Genomic DNA, 15058 nt, shown 5'->3' with positions numbered 1-15058 from the left:
GAATGACGCAGCCACGTCAGAGCTCTCGCCCCAGCAGCATGCCCGGCCAGCCATCCACATTGAACGGCGCGATGCGCGTGTAGCCGCAGGTCTCATAGAAGCGCACCAGATCACCGTTGCCACCGCCGTAGCAGTCCACACGCAGATGGTCGAGCCCGGCAGCGCGCGCCTGCTCATCGGCAAAGGCCATCAGGCGCCGGCCGATGCCACGCACGCGCGCATCACGCGATGCCACCAGTACCCGTACATACAGTTCCGGGCCGGTGGGCGCAGGCACATAGGGCATCGACTCGCCCAGCGCCAGGAACGCGCGCACGTCACCCTGCTCGTTCTGCGCCACCCATGCACCCGGCAGCGCGCACGCATCGGTCACCTGGGTGATCCGGCGCGGCATCGTGGACCATGGCTCACTGCCCCATTGCTGCAGGTTGCCGATGGACACGAACCATTCGATGACTTCGTCGAAGAGCGCCAGCACCGCAGGGGCATCGTCTACGTTGGCGCGGCGGATGTTCAAGATTTCCTTTCCAGCTTCAGTCATGTGCGCATTCCTTTCAACGCTTCAATCAATTGCGACGAGGATGCCGGCCAGCGGCCGGCACTACCAGGGCTGGAAGTCCGTGAGCCGGATTTGACATGCAGGCATTTACCTGCCTATAGTCCACCCAAGGACGGCGCCTGTCCGCCCACCGCGAGGAACCTGCAATGGTCGATATCGCACACAGGGTCGGCATCAAGGCCCATGCAAGCCAAGTGTACGAGGCCTTGGCAACCCCCGAAGGCGTCGCCGCCTGGTGGGCTGAAGACACCCATGGCGACCGCGTGGCCGGCGGGACGGTCAAGGTTCGCTTCACGAACAACGGCCAGGAAATCGGCGCCATGGAAATGAAACTTGAGCAGCTTGTTCCAGGCGAGCTCGTGCTTTGGTGGTTCCTCGCCGGCCCTGCTGAATGGATCGGCACCCACGCGCGCTTCGTGCTGAAACAGGAAGGTGACTACTGCATCGTCCTGTTCACCCATGAAGGCTGGAAGGAACGCGTCGAGTTCACCTCGCACTGCAGTACCAAGTGGGCGGTTTTCCTGCTCAGCCTCAAAGCGCTGGTGGAATCCGGCAAGGGCCAGCCCAACCCACACGACATCAGGATCGACAACTGGAATTGAAGACGCCCCGCATGAATGCAGACAAGGTGTTCAAGGCACTGGCCGACCCCACGCGCAGGACGCTGCTGGACCTGCTCTGCGAAGACAACGGGCAGACGCTCGGCCAGCTGTGCGAGCACCTGGACATGGCCCGGCAATCGGTCACCCAGCACCTGGGCCTGCTGGAAGACGCCAACCTGATCAGCACCGTGCGCCGTGGCCGCGAGAAGCTGCACTTCATCAACCCAGTGCCGCTGCACGAAGTCTACGAGCGCTGGGTACGCAAGTTCGAGCACCAGCGCCTGAGCCTGCTGCATGACCTGAAACGAGAACTGGAAGGAGAATGACGATGTCCGCAGAGTCCACCCGCTTCATCCACGTGATCTACATCGCCTCCACGCCGCAGAAGGTGTTCGAGGCCATCACCCGCCCCGAGATCGCCAGCCGCTACTGGGGCCACGAGAACGTCTCGGACTGGAAGCCCGGCTCGCGCTGGCAGCATGTGCGCGCCAACGAAACGCGCTCGGTCGAACTGGTGGGCGAAGTGGTGGAAAGCACCCCACCCTCGCGACTGGTCATCACCTGGGCCGCCGCCTCGCAGGCGGAGAACCCGGATGCCTACAGCCGCGTCACCTTCGACATCGTGCCCTACCAGGACATGGTGCGGCTGACCGTCACCCACGACGAACTGGAACCGGGCAGCGGCATGGATACCGGCATCCGCCAGGGCTGGCCGATCGTGCTGTCGAGCCTGAAGTCGTTGTTGGAGACCGGCAAGGGATTGGATGTGTTTGCCAAGCCGCAGTAAACGGCTGCGCCGGGACGACGCCGCAGGCGCCTTGGCCGCTGCGGCGTCGGCAACGCGGCCGATGCCGGTCCGCTAGCGGGCCGTCCAACCCCCATCCACCGGCAACGCCGTGCCGGTGATCTGCGCCGCCGCGTCCGAAGCCAGGAACACCACCACCTCGCCCAGCTGCTCGGGCGTCACGAACTGCAACGACGGCTGTTTTTCAGCCAGCAGCGCACGCGCAGCGGTCTCCTGATCCGTGCCTTCGCGCTCGGCCAACGCGGTGATCTGCTGCTCGACCAGCGCCGTCCGCACCCACCCCGGGCAGATCGCATTGGCGGTGATGCCGGTGCCCGCGTTCTCCAGCGCTGTCACCTTGGTGAAGCCGACCACGCCATGCTTGGCCGCCACATAGGCCGACTTGTTCACTGAGCCGACCAGTCCGTGCACCGATGCGATGTTGATGATGCGGCCGGCGCCCTGCTGCTTCATGTGGGGCAAAGCCGCCGCCGTCGCATGGAACACCGCCGAGAGATTCAGCGCGAGGATCGCATCCCACTTCTCGACCGGAAACTCCTCGATCGACGCGGTGTGCTGGATGCCGGCATTGTTCACCAGGATGTCGATGCGCCCCATCGTCGCCACGGCGTGGGCGATCAGTCCGCGCACTGCCTCGCCACGGGAAAGGTCCGCGCCATCGTGCGCTACCCGCACGCCGAACTCGGCTTCCAGTTTGGTGCGGATGCGTTCGATTTCCGCCGCATCGCCGAAGCCGTTCAGCACGATATCGGCGCCTTGCCGCGCCAGCGCGGTGGCGGTGCCAAGGCCGATACCACTGGTGGAGCCGGTAACCACCGCAACCTTTCCACTGAACATGGGCGAGCTTCCATTGGGCGTAGGTGGCGAGTGTAGCTTCACCGGCGCGCCCCTTTAAGCGAAGCTACCTTGGTCAATCAACGGTTAGAACGCGTTAGGTACCCGCCGAGGGAAGTGTCCAGCGTTCATTCAAAACGGACGGTACACCTCAGAGGGGGCACAGTCGTGGCCTCCTAGCGATACTGTCCGACTCCGACATAGGGCAATGCATCCATGCTTTGCCCGGCGGATCGAAATCGAACAGGTCCGAAAATAGCTTCTGCGGCCGTTCTACTCCCCCCACCGCCAACCGGGCGGGGCGCCTTTCATCCAGCAGATAAGGACGAGGACCAACACTACGGCCCACGTGTAGAGCTGAAACGCGATGGGCTCGCGAAATGGAGAGAACAGAAACGGACCTGCCAGCAGCAGGCCGAATGCGACTGCGTACACAAGCCAGCCCTGCCACGCGCACGGCATCCCCCAACCCCATCCGTACTTTTTCCTGGTAAACCAGTACTTCCTGCTGATCATTGCAATCTTCCTCGATGGCCGCCGGTCTCACGTACCTGATCCAAGCATGCTTTGAGCTGTTCGTGAAGACGTCGGTCCAGAATCAAGTCAGTATCCCCTCTGGCTGTGACGAGAACAGAGCTACGGTCCCTGCGCAGCACGAAGACGTTGCGACCGCTGTGCATGCGGAACTTGCCAAGCTCAACGCCACCGGTGCTCGTTCCAAGTTGCCGGTGAGGCAGCGTGATCCTTGAAGCATCTATGCCGAGAGGAAGCGCGTAGGCGTGAATCAGGGATACGTCCAGCGTCGATCGGCACATCATCAGGAACTACTCCGCAGAGATTGACCGCATGCCTTAAACGTAAATCGTCTCGACAATTGCCTCAAATGCGTCTTCGTCACAGGTGACAAGGCCCACGCTTCGCATCGCGCGCAGAAACGAGCGGGCCTCGTTCTATGTTGCGGGCTTTGCGTGTTCATCGCAGATCATACTTGCACTGCCACGCATGAGAATGCTTCAGTATCAGATAGCGCGCAACAAACGCCCATTTCTCATCGATCACATTGGCCGAACAGGAGCTGCGCGCTGTGATGCCATTGCAGTGACACTGTTCATACCGAACTTCAAACACGTTCTAGAAGAGAACGCTCGCTCGATCAACGGTCGCGAGCAGGTTGGCCTTCCGCACCGCCTCCAGAAAGAGCAGGAAGTCGCGGTTGAACAGCGACAGGTTGTTGGTGAACGTCACGCACTTTCTGCCCGATGCTTTGCTGAAGCACACCTGCCAGACATAGCGACCGTAGATGACATCGGACGTTCGCGTGACTGAGGTGATCTGCGAGAGCGGAACGGCCGTAGGCACCGGGCCACGCCGCAGGTAGAAGGACTCCGCATCAAAGAAGTAGTGCTCCCGATCCTCTTTTCCATCCACCATCACCAGGGTCATGGACTTACCAGAAATCCGGCGAGGGGGATCCAAACGCAGCCCTGATCCCAATGCAGAACGCGCGGTCGCCGACATTCGCCGAAGGGTGAACCAGAGGATCACCAACGGAAGTGCCGCGAGGACAATGAAGCCTACGGTCTTCAAAACAGTTTCCAGCGTGCTGGGCACACAGATCTCCAGGATGAACTTTCAGGCGATGCCCAAGTAGATCCACGCCACGCGTGGATGCTCTCCCTCAACGCCCCATCACTTCCAATGATCCGGCCCCAAAAACGGCAGGCTCAACACAAACACCGGAACCGCCACTGGAATCAACGCCGCGCCGAGCACCTTGCCCGCCGCCGAACCCACACCCGGCTTGTCCTCCCTTTCCGGCAGGATCCGCTGCGCCCGCGCATTGATCGGCTGTGCCAGCTTCCCCTTCTCCGCCAGCGCAGCGGCATCCGGCAACTTCACCCGCTCGCCGTCGCCCTCGAACAGCGCGCTGTAGTAGCTGCCGCCCTTCTTTGAAAGATTGCAGGCGCGATCAAACGCCAGCGCATAACGGCTCCGATCCTGCGGCAGGTAGTAGCGCGCACGCTCATCCACATACTTCGCCTCGCGCGGGAGCACCTCAATCCGCTCCAGCTTGAACTGCGCAGCCTGTTCCGGCGTCACCTGCTCCGACCGCAGCAGCAGCGCATAGCTGCCGTGCACCTTGGCCTTGTTAGCCGGGTCGCGCCAGTCTTCATGGAAATACATTTGCGCGCAGGCCACCGCCTCGCGCAGCGGGCTGTCCATCAGCGCGCGGTACTCGCGGAACGGTGCAGCATTGAAGCGCATCGGTTCTTCAAAGCGCGGCAGCAGGTACAACTGGCCGTCGTCGGCCACGAACGCACCCGTGATCTCGCGGCTTGAGGTGTGCTCCTCCGGGCCACTGGCACAGCCAGACAGCAGGCCAAGGCACAGGGCGGAGAGAATGAAAAGAGACGTTCGCATGTCGTGCTCGAGAGCTTCCTTGGGAAAACGGCCCCGCCCTGAAGGACGAGGCCAGCCCATCATGGTGCCATGGCAGCGCATGCGATGCAGAATCGCCCTACTTCAACCGCTCCACCAACCGCTGCCCCACCTCCAGCGCCGACGCCGGGTTCTGCCCGGTAATCAGCTCGCGGTCCACCACCACATGCCCCGTCCACGGCGTGGCATTGCTGCTGAACTTGGCCCCCGCCCGCTGCAACGCGGTCTGCGGGTAGAACTTCATCTCACCGCCGCCCAGCAGCGGCTTGGCCTGCTCTTCTTCCTGGTTGCTGATCACCGTCATCTGGTAGCCGCTGTAGATCCACTTCGGCGTGGTCGGCATCGCACCTGCTTCCAGCTTCGCCACGAACCCCGCCGCATCCGGCAGCGTGGACAGCAGCGCGATCGGCCCGTGGCAGACCAGCGCGGTGGTCTTGTTGCGCTGGTGGAAGTCGGCCAGCAAGCGGCCCAGCGCCGGGCTCTTCAGCAGGTCCTGCATCGGCGCGTGGCCACCGGGAATGTAGACCGCATCGAAACGCGCGTAGCCCTGCTGCTCGATGCGCGCCAGGCTCACCACCGGCGAGGCCGTCGGCGAGGTCAGCGCCAGTTTCTCCAGCAGCTCCTTGTGCAGCGCCAACTGCGCCGCATCGTTGCCGAAGTACGCCGGCGTCACCGAGGACGCATCCACCGTCGGCGCCCGCCCCTGCGGCGTGGCGAAGGTCACTTCGTGGCCCGCGTCCAGCAGCAGCTTGACCGGCTGCATCAGCTCGTTGAGATAGAAGCCGGTGGGCAGCACCTTGCCGTCCTTCAGGTCCAGGTGGTTTTCGTCGGACAGCACCACCAGCACGTTGGCGGCATGCGCGCCGCTGGCGGCCAGGGTCAGGGCGAGCGCTGCGGCCAGCCGGGTCATCAGGTTCATGGGGTCGCTCCTATCGGGGAATGGCGGCCACTTTATTCATCGCCCCAGCGACGATAAATTGCCCCCATCGCAAAACATCTGTTCCCCGGAGAGCCAAATGAGCCGCAAGTTCGACTACCTGGGCGATGTGGAGGTGTTCCTGGCGGTGGTCGAGCACGGCTCGTTCACGGCCGGCGCGGTGGCGCTGTCCACCACACCCTCGGTGCTGAGCCGCGCGGTCACCCGCCTTGAAGCGCGGCTGGGCCGGCAGCTGCTGCAGCGGACCACCCGCCGCGTGGGACTGACCGACGCCGGGCGGCTCTATCTGGAACAGGTGCGCACCGCCTTCGGGCTGCTGGACGACGCCGAGCGCGACGTACTGGCCCAGGACGGTGCGCTGGCCGGCCGCGTGCGCCTGAGCGTGCCCACCACCTATGGCCACTACCGGCTGCCGCCCGTGCTGGCGCGCTTTGCGCAGCAGTACCCACAGGTGCAGGTGGAACTGAACATCACCAACCGCAACGTGGACCTGGTGGCCGAAGGCTTCGACCTGGCCATCCGCCTGGGCCAGCTGCCGGACAGCGGGCTGGTGGGGCGAAAGCTGGAAGACGCCCCACTGCTGCTGGTGGCCGCGCCGGACTACCTGCAACGCCGCGGCACGCCGCAGACGCTGGACGACCTGCAGCAGCACCTGTGCCTGCCCTTTGTGATGCCGCGCACCGGGCGGTTGGCGCCGTGGGTGTTTCGGGAAGACGGGCGGGATGTGGATTGGCTGCCGCGTTCGTCCATCGAGACCTCCGACGATGTGCTGGGCGTGGTGTCGCTGGCCGAACAGGGCATTGGGATTTGCCAGAGCTATGCGTTCATCGTGCGCGAACGGTTGCAGCGTGGGCAGCTGGTGGAAGTGCTGCCGCAGCTGCGCGGGCGGTCGAGGCCGTTCTCGGTGATCTATGCGCCCCATCGGCGGCAGTCGGCGGCGGCACGGGCGATGATTGAGTTGTTGGTGGGGAATGCGGCTGAGGATGGCGCTGGTTGAAGCCGCTAGGCTCGCTGGCGGTGTCGGGTTTGAACCGTTTTTCGTGGTGTGCGGCTGATCGGGCGCCATTGCCCGCCGTGCTGAACTAAGAACTGTTGCAAAGAAGGCCGTCGCGCTATGCGCTTGTGGCGTGGGCGATTGCGCCACTTTGATTCGGAATCAACAGAGCAGCTGCGCGAATGCGTCTGCTGGCGTCGCGTGCTGCACGAATGGAGCGTGCAACAATAGTTCTTCGCTCTCGGATTCCGCGATTCCTTCGCGAATTTCTATTGGCATTCGAAGCTGCTGCGTAAACACCATGGCGCGCCACCGACAACGGGTGGCAGCGGGCGTCCAAACCCGAGACAGATAGTTGTTTACGCTTGCCCGTCGGCACCGTCCTTAACCGGTGCCGGCGGGCAATCCGTCGGCCTTTATGGCGGGCGGTGCGTGGGGGTCTTCGGACCCGCCGGTTATTGACAACTGTCTGTCCCGGTTTGGAACCCGCACCGTCCGCCACCTCTTCGCGGTGGCGCTGTTAAGCACAGCCTCGGAAGCCGACGCCATGAACGAATCCGACACCTTCTCCTCGTACACCGTTGTTGAGCCCATCAACGACGACACTGCCCTTCCCGACCTGAACTCCCTGCTCGGCATCCTCAAGCGCATGCGCGGCTGCGAAGGGGCGGATGGGCATCCTTGGCCAGAAACCGATGTGTCACCCGGCCGCCGTGTGAGCCTTGCCAGGAGCGAGCGCGCGATGGTGGGGGCACTCACGGTGCTGGAATTGCTGCACGCGGCAGACCGCTGCCGTGTGGCAGCGGAGCCGGAGCGGCATCTGGATGAGGGGGTGGTGGATGGGTTGTTTCTGGCTTGCCGGGGGTTGGTTGAGTGGGGTTGTCATGAGGTTAGGCCGGAGTGACGAACTCACAGCCCACCAGCAACCCCGCAGCACTCCAAGCCTCATCCCTCTACTTGACCTAATTGCCCCCAGACTATCGCCGTCCAGGCTCTTCCCTCTCTTGGGAATTGCCTTCGATCGTCTCTTCTGGCCGCGGCCCGTTGACAGAGGAGACAAAGCACACCGCGCAATGTTCTGCCTTCACTACCGACACGAACCAAAAGGGGTTGACAAACACCAATATCGAAACATACTGGCGATTACAAATCATCAGGATGGAACATTTATATGAGTGATCCGACAAGCCCTAGCGCCGCTTCACCTGATCTGTCCGACTCACGCTTGGAAGTAGTGGCCGGCCTCATGCTTGAAGTCCTCGCGAAGGCTGCAGAAGCTACCGGCACTGAGTTGGACTGCGCCTGGACCCGTGCCGTTCTCTCTTGGGGCTGGATCAAGAACGCGCTACTTCTCTTGGCCGGCTCTCGCACCCACGACTGGTTAACTATTCGCCATACCGGCAACGATCTGATCGTGGGTGTGGGCTCTGTGCCTGTGCGCTTCTTCATCATCGCAGATCACAGCAAGCCGTCGAAACGACGAATCTTGAGTCCGACCGAAGCGGAAGCAATCCAGTTGTCCGAGATGAGCCAGAGTTCATTCGCCGGCGAAGGCTTCTCCGTATCCGGGATGCCCACGCTGTGGCGCTTCATCGTGGAGCGCGCCAAGTCCGAAGATGATGAGAGCAAGGTCTTTTTCGTGGGCTATGACGGCTATGGGAACATCCTAGCCAAGTGGCAGTTCACCGAATCGGTTCGTGCTTTCCATTCCACCGATGCCGACATCCCTCGTGCTGCCGAGCTGGCTCCCATTGACTTGGATGCCATCTACGACTCGATGGAAGACCAGCTGGACACCGAGCAAGCCTCGGCCAACTATGAACTGATCCCAGAAGTACCTGCTCGAACGAACTTGAATGAACGCCCTGTTTCCTAATCGCCAGCAACTTGTGTTCAATGGCGCTCAGTTGCGCATTGCCCGCCACTTCTGGGGAATGACGTTACAGGAGATCGCAGACGCGATCTCCACCACCCGGCAGTTCGTCTCTCAGTTGGAAACTGGAAAGGCCAAGCCAGGCCGATCCGATGCCATCATCCAAGCCTTAGCCAACGTCGTTGAAGTACATCCAGATTTCTTGTTTCGCAGCGAGCGCGAGCAAGTCCACGAGGAACAAGCCCACTTTCGCAAGCTAGCCGCAACCAAAGCAAGTACGCGCCAAATGGTGCTGGCCAGAGGAAGCATTTTTGGCCAAGTCGTTGACTTTATTGCCAAGCGAGTTCGGCTTCCAGAGGTGAACATCCCCGATCATTTGGACTGCACGAGCGCCGAGCAGATCGAGCGTGCGGCCGAACTCACGCGTATGCACTGGGGGCTCGGGCTCGGTCCGATTTCTCACATGGTTCGGGTGGTCGAGCGCGCGGGGATCATTGTTGCATTCTTCAATGAAGCCTCCGCGCAGGTGGATGCTCTTTCGATTGCCTCGAAGCGGCCGATCATCGTTCGAAACGATGCGAAGAAGAGCCCCTTCAGGCAGCGATTTGACATTGCTCATGAGCTCGGTCATTTGGTTCTCCATGAGGGGCAGGTGACTGGTGACCGAAAGACTGAATCGGAGGCAAATCGCTTTGCGTCCGCGTTCCTCCTGCCCAGAACCACCTTTGCAAAAGCCTTTCCCAGGAGGGGAACACGCTTGGACTGGGCTGGCATTCGGCAACTGAAGCTGGCCTTTGGCGCAAGCAAGGCTGCGATCCTCTACCGGGCCCGTTCCTTAGATCTTATCGACGAAGATCAATATCGCAGCGCAATAATCACCTTGAAAAACCGAGGCGAAGCGATTGAAGAGGCGGAGGACGGCTTGGTCGCGAATGAACTCAGTGAGCTTATCCCTAAATCCCTAGAAGTACTGCGAAATGCCCACGGGATTGGTTTTTCGGATCTAGCCCAAGCTCTATCGATATCTCCCGATTTCCTCAAACAGATCGTCCCCCGTCCCGATGAAGAGATGGAGTCAAAGAGCTTTCCGTTCAAGCTCGTTCATTGATCCCTACAGCCGCCTTCCGAGCTAACATGGTAGGCTGTATGCCTCCGCAGGCATATCAGAAATCGCTCTGGCTGCTCGTCGAATTTCCACGACGCCAAACGAAATCAGCCACCGACATACAGCAGCTTTCCTCCATACCATTACAGGTATCTCACATTCTACTTTCCTCGACCAACGAGAGGACGATGTGAATGCGCCCCTCTTGACCGCACCGCACCGCGTCTAGACTGGTCCAACCTCGAAATTGGACCAGCCAATCCCGCAATTTTAGCAGCGTCCAAAAAATAGATTTAGTTAGCCAAGGTCCGCTTTACATTGAGTTAATCACGCCGAGTGCGCGCCCCTTCCAGCACCTTATGGGGCGCAAAACTAAACAGAAACCTTTCTGAAAGTTATCGAGAGACGCCGCCCTCGACGGATACCATGCTCCTTAATTCTCTGGGGTATTTCGTGCTGCCAGGAATTTCGAGATTCTCCGGCTAGAACCACAGCACTACAACGCAGAAGCGGCTGAATGAACTTAAGAGACTCGGAATTAATTTTCCGCGTAAATATCATGTCCCACGTCTCAAGCAGACTAACCGTGACAATAGGCCCTCTGAAGCAGCCTTTACAGTCAATGTGTTTCGATATTCCTTGATTGCCATAATAATTATTAACAATCACTTGATCCGGGGACTCTGTCAAAACTCCATACGCCAGCAAGCGCTCAGCCAATTCGGACGCCCAATCTGGGAGGGGCCCGAGAAAATTCTCAGGCCTGATCTGCCGAGCCTTATAATCGTAACGCCAACCATAGTGCTGAACCTGCCGCTTCATTGTTCGATCCCACTCGAGGGAGTCGATTATCGAGACTAATCGAGATTCTTCTTCATCAGTTATGAAATTTGGCAGCAAACTAAGCCCCTGCGGGCTTCTGCCCCCTTGACTTCAATACCCCCGACAGCTCGCACGCCACCAGCGTCGGACACCTTTCTAATAGAAGTGGTGGACCCTTGATCTACTTGGCTGCCTCGTTCGATATCAGGCATATGATCCACCGCAAGTATTCGCCTTGGACGCGCAAGACGCCGAGATATACTAGCGGTAGCTAACCACACCCTAAATCTATTAGTGTTAAGGCTAGCGGCAAGAGAAACACCCTGCCCAAAAACAAACTCAACTCGTCCGCGAGCGTTCAAAACTCGCCCATCCTCTTCTACATCAAGAACCCCGTCACCCACGACTTGAATACTTTTATTCTCGACCGACACTGAATGATCAAGTGATTCAGGGCATTCTTCGAGCGCAATTTGTTGCGCTACAGCTTGAAGCGTTGAATTATCTAAATCTGCCCTGTACCAACTTCCTCTTGTACCTAGGCGGTGCTCCGCCCACGTCATTCCATCTGCTGTCATTGAAATTAAGTCAGCATCCACATTCCAAGTCAGCTTTTTGGGCGTGACCGAGGCCCAACGCTCCGACCCGATTTCGCAGGCATTCTGCCAAGTCTTCAACGCGAGCAACTTTCTGCACTCTGGGCTTCCACGAAAATGTATTGGCAAAGAACGATAGCCCTGTATGTAGCCCGCAAGTGTCATTCCAGTCCACCAGACACCTGGTGGAATTGCGGGCCAATCCTCGCGCCAACCAAGGAATCGCTCAGGCGTCGGTCGGAGTAGAACCAATTGAAGGGTCAGCGCAAGAAAGTCATCATGCGCCCCTAGCTCCATAACTGTCCCTCGGTCGTCAAGCAGTGCCTTCGCACCTTCTGACAGCTTCTCAAGCCGAGAAGGATTTTCCCCCAAAAGAAGTGCGTGCTTGCAAATTTCGTCCAGAATGTTCTTTGCACGCCAATCTTTCAGCCGCTCGGGGTCTCCAAACCGCGCGACAATGGCGCGCCACAGCGCAGGAAGTTCACTTTGCTCTTGCCCGCGAGACCAAATCGCAGCTTCCCACCAAGGTACCCCCAGTTCTTTAATGGACTTGGGTCGTGCGCTGCCCACATCGACCAGGTCGCAGAACAATTCAATCCACGGATCAATCGCCGGGACAGCAAATGCGGCCATCGCCGCAGCACCTCGCAACGCGTTCCAGTTCCGGGGGGGGGGGCAGGACTTCATGGAAGGAACCTCACCCGGCGGAGCGCTTTGGGAGAATACACAGACGTTGAATGGCTGAATGGGTACCTCCATGTCAACGAAACTGTGAGCAAGAGCCAAGAGCTTCGCTTTAACAGCCTCTGAATTCACACAGAAGTGATCCACCGCGAATGCTGGCATCGGCCCATGCCACGACACGAACTCATCCTCGGGCAACAGGTCCTCCAGTCCGATATCCAGCCAGGTGCCGTTCCGCCAGACCATGACCTGCTGGTCAGACAGCAACTGCGTACTGAACCAAATGGCCACATCTGTTGAGCAGGCAGCTCTCGAGCCACATGGCTGCCGGACGCCTAGCACCAAGTGTCCCGAAGAAGGCTCGACCCATTCGCTGCTAAGGAAATACAGAAATTCTGCCTGATCAAGTACCAGCCCGAGCAGCCCCCCACCTTCAGCTCGAAGCCGGTCAGGCTCCCGGGTGGTTGCATCAAGAAGATTCAATTGGTCAGCGGTCATCGGACTAGGACTGGGGCAGGAGGAAGGTCGCCCAATTGTGCCATTGATAGTTGGTTCGGACCGTTGATCAAGATCAACATGTCTCGTGCACGCGCGCAAAGCATGTATAGGCGCCTCCGCTGTACAGGTTGATGCGCTGGCAATGACCGCTCAAGATCTTGCAGGTAAACGGTGTCAAACTCCAGCCCAATTGCAGACTCTCCAGAAATTATGGTTATTCCCTGCTCTCTCATCCGAATAGCGTCTTCGGCTCTAGGGGCGGCATCACTCGTGTAACGCTCAACTCGAGCAGAAGGCAGCTTTTCCGACAGCAATCTATAAATAGCTTCGACATCATCCTTTCTGTAAAGTATGACGCCAAACGCTCCACCACGGTTCATGAACCTAACGGATATTTGGTGGACTAGACTGATCCAGTTTTGTACGTCGATGAGCCTAGGCCGTTCGTTCGAGCGCCCGCGCTGGGCGGGAGCCGGTGGCAAATTTCGGTCGCGATGGAAATACTCAGCCAATTCTGCAATTTCGCGCGTATTGCGATGATTGAAGGTTAAAGGATGCACCTCTGTAAAACCCGCATCCACAAGATCAGAGATATGGCACCCGCCCACGTCAGTTGACTGATTCTCGTCCGCAAATACCGAAACAGCTACGGCTACAAACCGCCGGGCCCATACAAAGAAGCCCTTAGGCAAATTTTGCCCTTCATCCACAATCAGATGATCTACAACTGGCAAAACGCCAACCTCATCATACTTGCGAATAATTTCATTCCAGTCCGGGCAATAAGGAGCGACCTGTGGAAGGCAACCTCCAATATTTTCGCTGTAATGATTCCAGACAAAGGCGTGCATTGTCACACTGTTAACTGGCGCATTTCCGAGATCTTGTGATATCTGCGTCGATAGAGCAGCAAGCAACCTGTTCCTGGTGATGACCGTAACACGCCGCTCATAACCAGGCCCCGCAAGAACATTAGCCTTCCAAAGCGCAACGGATGTCTTTCCCGATCCCGGCGGCCCAACCACCAAAATCGAACAATCAGGGTCCGCCATAAAAGCAAGCCGCTGCTCCTCGTAAAGATCATTAAAGCTTGGCAACCTCATCGTGCGACATCCCCTAACGCGATCTTCATTGGCCCGCGCGTGAATAGCGCGTAGTGAATATGGCGATTTTTGTTTCCACCCTCAAGCATTTCGGTATCCACCACCTCGCACTTGAAGCCAGCATCTCGCATTCGAGTGTCAAACTCAGGAAATGATGCCCTACGGGCGGCGAACCCAGAATTTGTGTATAGCACCGCAACGGGGCCCGGTCCTATACGATTGCAAGCCTCGACGATCTGGCGCACGACAGTTGGAATATCGAGCGAATCGCTTGCCAAAAGATAAGACAAGACCACAACCGTCCAACCGAATCTTGCATTTCCGAAGTCAATGGCTTCTATTGAATCAGTGAATTGCACACTGACACCAGCACTCAATCCACCTTCCTCGCGCGCTAAAATTGCAAGATCCCCACCCAGAGCGCACATTTCCCGAGAGGTGTCGACTCCGAAATATCTAAAGTCGACATCGCCCCCTAGAACATTGGCAATTGCGAGACCCGCAGTAAAGGGACCGCAGCCAATATCGAGAATTGTCGCCCTATTTAGCTGCTCCGGAAAATTCAATAGATTCTGAAATGCGTGAATCAGCTCTAGAACGTGTCCCTTCTGATTGAAAAGCGCGTAAAGCAAAACTCGATCTTTGGCTGAAAAATTGCCGATGGGATCGTCAAATTGAGCCTGCCCACCAGCAATTGCCACTTTGAATATCCAATCGCTCGACATTCCAAGGCAAGTACCAGGCACCCCAGTATTTCTCGGGTCATTGTTAATCGGGTCAACGATGCGAGCTTTGCGCACTCGCTCATACCATGAGCAAACTGTAATCAAGAGGCCTTCCCTACCCTAAGTGACTGTAAAATACTAACACCAACTATCGGCCTGACCCGATCATTCTTAACCCTCCTAAAAAGAAGGGCGCCTCTCGGCGCCCTCGTTCTCTCAACTCACTCCCACTCTATTGTAAACAAGACATTTTTATCTTTTATATTCAATGGCTTATTTTCCTGCTAATTGGTAATACCATGAAAAATACCATGCTCAGAAAAGGCTTAACAATATTTTGAAAAATTGCCTACTGAGCGCTGCCGCACAGCTCCATAGGCCGCTTTCCTGGCTTTGCTTCCAGATGTATGCTCTTCTGCTCCTGCAGCTAATGGATCACCGCAAACAGGTTACTCGCCTGGGGATTCCCTTTCGACCCGAGC

The 15058-nt window shown here is 58.5% G+C and carries 16 protein-coding genes; 7 read left to right on the top strand and 9 right to left on the bottom strand.

The window, feature by feature from the left end:
- Positions 1–16: 16 nt before the first annotated feature.
- Positions 17–541 carry an N-acetyltransferase family protein gene (locus ACZK33_RS10290; protein ID WP_478454964.1) on the bottom strand — a complete coding sequence of 175 codons (525 nt, stop codon included), beginning with the start codon at positions 539–541 and terminating at the stop codon, positions 17–19.
- A gap of 164 nt (positions 542–705) precedes the next feature.
- Here ACZK33_RS10290 and ACZK33_RS10285 point away from each other — a divergent pair, with 164 nt between their 5' ends.
- The 3 genes from ACZK33_RS10285 to ACZK33_RS10275 are packed head-to-tail and all read left to right on the top strand — an operon-like array spanning position 706 to position 1948.
- Entirely contained in the window at positions 706–1161 is a 456-nt protein-coding gene (locus ACZK33_RS10285) for an SRPBCC family protein (protein WP_423174697.1), read from the top strand.
- 11 nt (positions 1162–1172) lie between these two features.
- Complete coding sequence (locus ACZK33_RS10280) at positions 1173–1487, top strand: ArsR/SmtB family transcription factor (RefSeq protein ID WP_423174696.1); 315 nt, start codon at positions 1173–1175, stop codon at positions 1485–1487.
- Between the two features lie 2 nt (positions 1488–1489).
- A complete protein-coding gene (locus ACZK33_RS10275; RefSeq protein WP_032129304.1) occupies positions 1490–1948 on the top strand; it encodes an SRPBCC family protein in 459 nt (152 codons plus the stop codon).
- A 72-nt stretch (positions 1949–2020) separates the two neighbouring features.
- Here the strand turns inward: ACZK33_RS10275 and ACZK33_RS10270 are convergent, their stop codons facing one another.
- From ACZK33_RS10270 to ACZK33_RS10255, 4 genes are all read right to left on the bottom strand, one after another.
- Positions 2021–2803, bottom strand: coding sequence for a 3-hydroxybutyrate dehydrogenase (locus ACZK33_RS10270; protein WP_478454961.1), 783 nt, complete (start codon positions 2801–2803; stop codon positions 2021–2023).
- Between the two features lie 1128 nt (positions 2804–3931).
- Complete coding sequence (locus tag ACZK33_RS10265; RefSeq protein ID WP_478454959.1) at positions 3932–4411, bottom strand: hypothetical protein; 480 nt, start codon at positions 4409–4411, stop codon at positions 3932–3934.
- Positions 4412–4489: 78 nt separating this feature from the next.
- A complete protein-coding gene (locus ACZK33_RS10260) occupies positions 4490–5221 on the bottom strand; it encodes a hypothetical protein (protein WP_423174745.1) in 732 nt (243 codons plus the stop codon).
- 97 nt (positions 5222–5318) lie between these two features.
- Complete coding sequence (locus ACZK33_RS10255; RefSeq protein WP_423174694.1) at positions 5319–6158, bottom strand: type 1 glutamine amidotransferase domain-containing protein; 840 nt, start codon at positions 6156–6158, stop codon at positions 5319–5321.
- 97 nt (positions 6159–6255) lie between these two features.
- On the opposite strand from ACZK33_RS10255, the gene ACZK33_RS10250 reads away from it, so the two are divergent.
- From ACZK33_RS10250 to ACZK33_RS10235, 4 genes are all read left to right on the top strand, one after another.
- Positions 6256–7173: a LysR family transcriptional regulator gene (locus tag ACZK33_RS10250; protein WP_423174693.1), complete on the top strand. Its 918-nt coding sequence runs from the start codon at positions 6256–6258 to the stop codon at positions 7171–7173.
- Between the two features lie 544 nt (positions 7174–7717).
- The gene (locus ACZK33_RS10245; RefSeq protein WP_423174692.1) at positions 7718–8074 is read left to right on the top strand and encodes a hypothetical protein; all 357 of its coding nucleotides are present in this window, start codon (positions 7718–7720) and stop codon (positions 8072–8074) included.
- A 267-nt stretch (positions 8075–8341) separates the two neighbouring features.
- Positions 8342–9046: a hypothetical protein gene (locus tag ACZK33_RS10240; RefSeq protein WP_423174691.1), complete on the top strand. Its 705-nt coding sequence runs from the start codon at positions 8342–8344 to the stop codon at positions 9044–9046.
- The gene (locus tag ACZK33_RS10235) at positions 9027–10151 is read left to right on the top strand and encodes a helix-turn-helix domain-containing protein (RefSeq protein ID WP_423174690.1); all 1125 of its coding nucleotides are present in this window, start codon (positions 9027–9029) and stop codon (positions 10149–10151) included. The genes ACZK33_RS10240 and ACZK33_RS10235 overlap by 20 nt, the downstream gene beginning before the upstream one ends.
- Before the next feature lie 369 nt (positions 10152–10520).
- Here the strand turns inward: ACZK33_RS10235 and ACZK33_RS10230 are convergent, their stop codons facing one another.
- Genes ACZK33_RS10230 through ACZK33_RS10215 form a run of 4 tightly spaced genes read right to left on the bottom strand, consistent with a single transcriptional unit; the run spans position 10521 to position 14651 of the window.
- A complete protein-coding gene (locus ACZK33_RS10230) occupies positions 10521–10970 on the bottom strand; it encodes an alpha-ketoglutarate-dependent dioxygenase AlkB (RefSeq protein WP_478454956.1) in 450 nt (149 codons plus the stop codon).
- Positions 10971–11029: 59 nt separating this feature from the next.
- Positions 11030–12748 (bottom strand): hypothetical protein, encoded by a 1719-nt coding sequence (locus tag ACZK33_RS10225; protein WP_478454954.1) that lies wholly within the window; start codon positions 12746–12748, stop codon positions 11030–11032.
- Positions 12745–13851, bottom strand: coding sequence for a hypothetical protein (locus tag ACZK33_RS10220; RefSeq protein ID WP_423174688.1), 1107 nt, complete (start codon positions 13849–13851; stop codon positions 12745–12747). The genes ACZK33_RS10225 and ACZK33_RS10220 overlap by 4 nt, the downstream gene beginning before the upstream one ends.
- A complete protein-coding gene (locus tag ACZK33_RS10215; RefSeq protein ID WP_423174687.1) occupies positions 13848–14651 on the bottom strand; it encodes a class I SAM-dependent methyltransferase in 804 nt (267 codons plus the stop codon). The genes ACZK33_RS10220 and ACZK33_RS10215 overlap by 4 nt, the downstream gene beginning before the upstream one ends.
- Positions 14652–15058 lie beyond the last annotated feature (407 nt).

Source organism: Stenotrophomonas sp. 86156_Sma, from assembly GCF_056481625.1.
Note: the sequence above shows the minus strand (reverse complement) of the source record. Positions and strands in the feature narration are given on the sequence as shown.

What these genes read in the sequence shown, in the direction of transcription:
- ACZK33_RS10225 (WP_478454954.1), bottom strand. Translation starts at nt 12,748, where the DNA reads ATGACCGCTGACCAATTGAATCTTCTTGATGCAACCACCCGGGAGCCT.
- ACZK33_RS10255 (WP_423174694.1), bottom strand. Translation starts at nt 6,158, where the DNA reads ATGAACCTGATGACCCGGCTGGCCGCAGCGCTCGCCCTGACCCTGGCC.
- ACZK33_RS10250 (WP_423174693.1), top strand. Translation starts at nt 6,256, where the DNA reads ATGAGCCGCAAGTTCGACTACCTGGGCGATGTGGAGGTGTTCCTGGCG.
- ACZK33_RS10235 (WP_423174690.1), top strand. Translation starts at nt 9,027, where the DNA reads ATGAACGCCCTGTTTCCTAATCGCCAGCAACTTGTGTTCAATGGCGCT.
- ACZK33_RS10270 (WP_478454961.1), bottom strand. Translation starts at nt 2,803, where the DNA reads ATGTTCAGTGGAAAGGTTGCGGTGGTTACCGGCTCCACCAGTGGTATC.
- ACZK33_RS10230 (WP_478454956.1), bottom strand. Translation starts at nt 10,970, where the DNA reads ATGAAGCGGCAGGTTCAGCACTATGGTTGGCGTTACGATTATAAGGCT.
- ACZK33_RS10280 (WP_423174696.1), top strand. Translation starts at nt 1,173, where the DNA reads ATGAATGCAGACAAGGTGTTCAAGGCACTGGCCGACCCCACGCGCAGG.
- ACZK33_RS10275 (WP_032129304.1), top strand. Translation starts at nt 1,490, where the DNA reads ATGTCCGCAGAGTCCACCCGCTTCATCCACGTGATCTACATCGCCTCC.
- ACZK33_RS10220 (WP_423174688.1), bottom strand. Translation starts at nt 13,851, where the DNA reads ATGAGGTTGCCAAGCTTTAATGATCTTTACGAGGAGCAGCGGCTTGCT.
- ACZK33_RS10260 (WP_423174745.1), bottom strand. Translation starts at nt 5,221, where the DNA reads ATGCGAACGTCTCTTTTCATTCTCTCCGCCCTGTGCCTTGGCCTGCTG.
- ACZK33_RS10240 (WP_423174691.1), top strand. Translation starts at nt 8,342, where the DNA reads ATGAGTGATCCGACAAGCCCTAGCGCCGCTTCACCTGATCTGTCCGAC.
- ACZK33_RS10290 (WP_478454964.1), bottom strand. Translation starts at nt 541, where the DNA reads ATGACTGAAGCTGGAAAGGAAATCTTGAACATCCGCCGCGCCAACGTA.
- ACZK33_RS10245 (WP_423174692.1), top strand. Translation starts at nt 7,718, where the DNA reads ATGAACGAATCCGACACCTTCTCCTCGTACACCGTTGTTGAGCCCATC.
- ACZK33_RS10285 (WP_423174697.1), top strand. Translation starts at nt 706, where the DNA reads ATGGTCGATATCGCACACAGGGTCGGCATCAAGGCCCATGCAAGCCAA.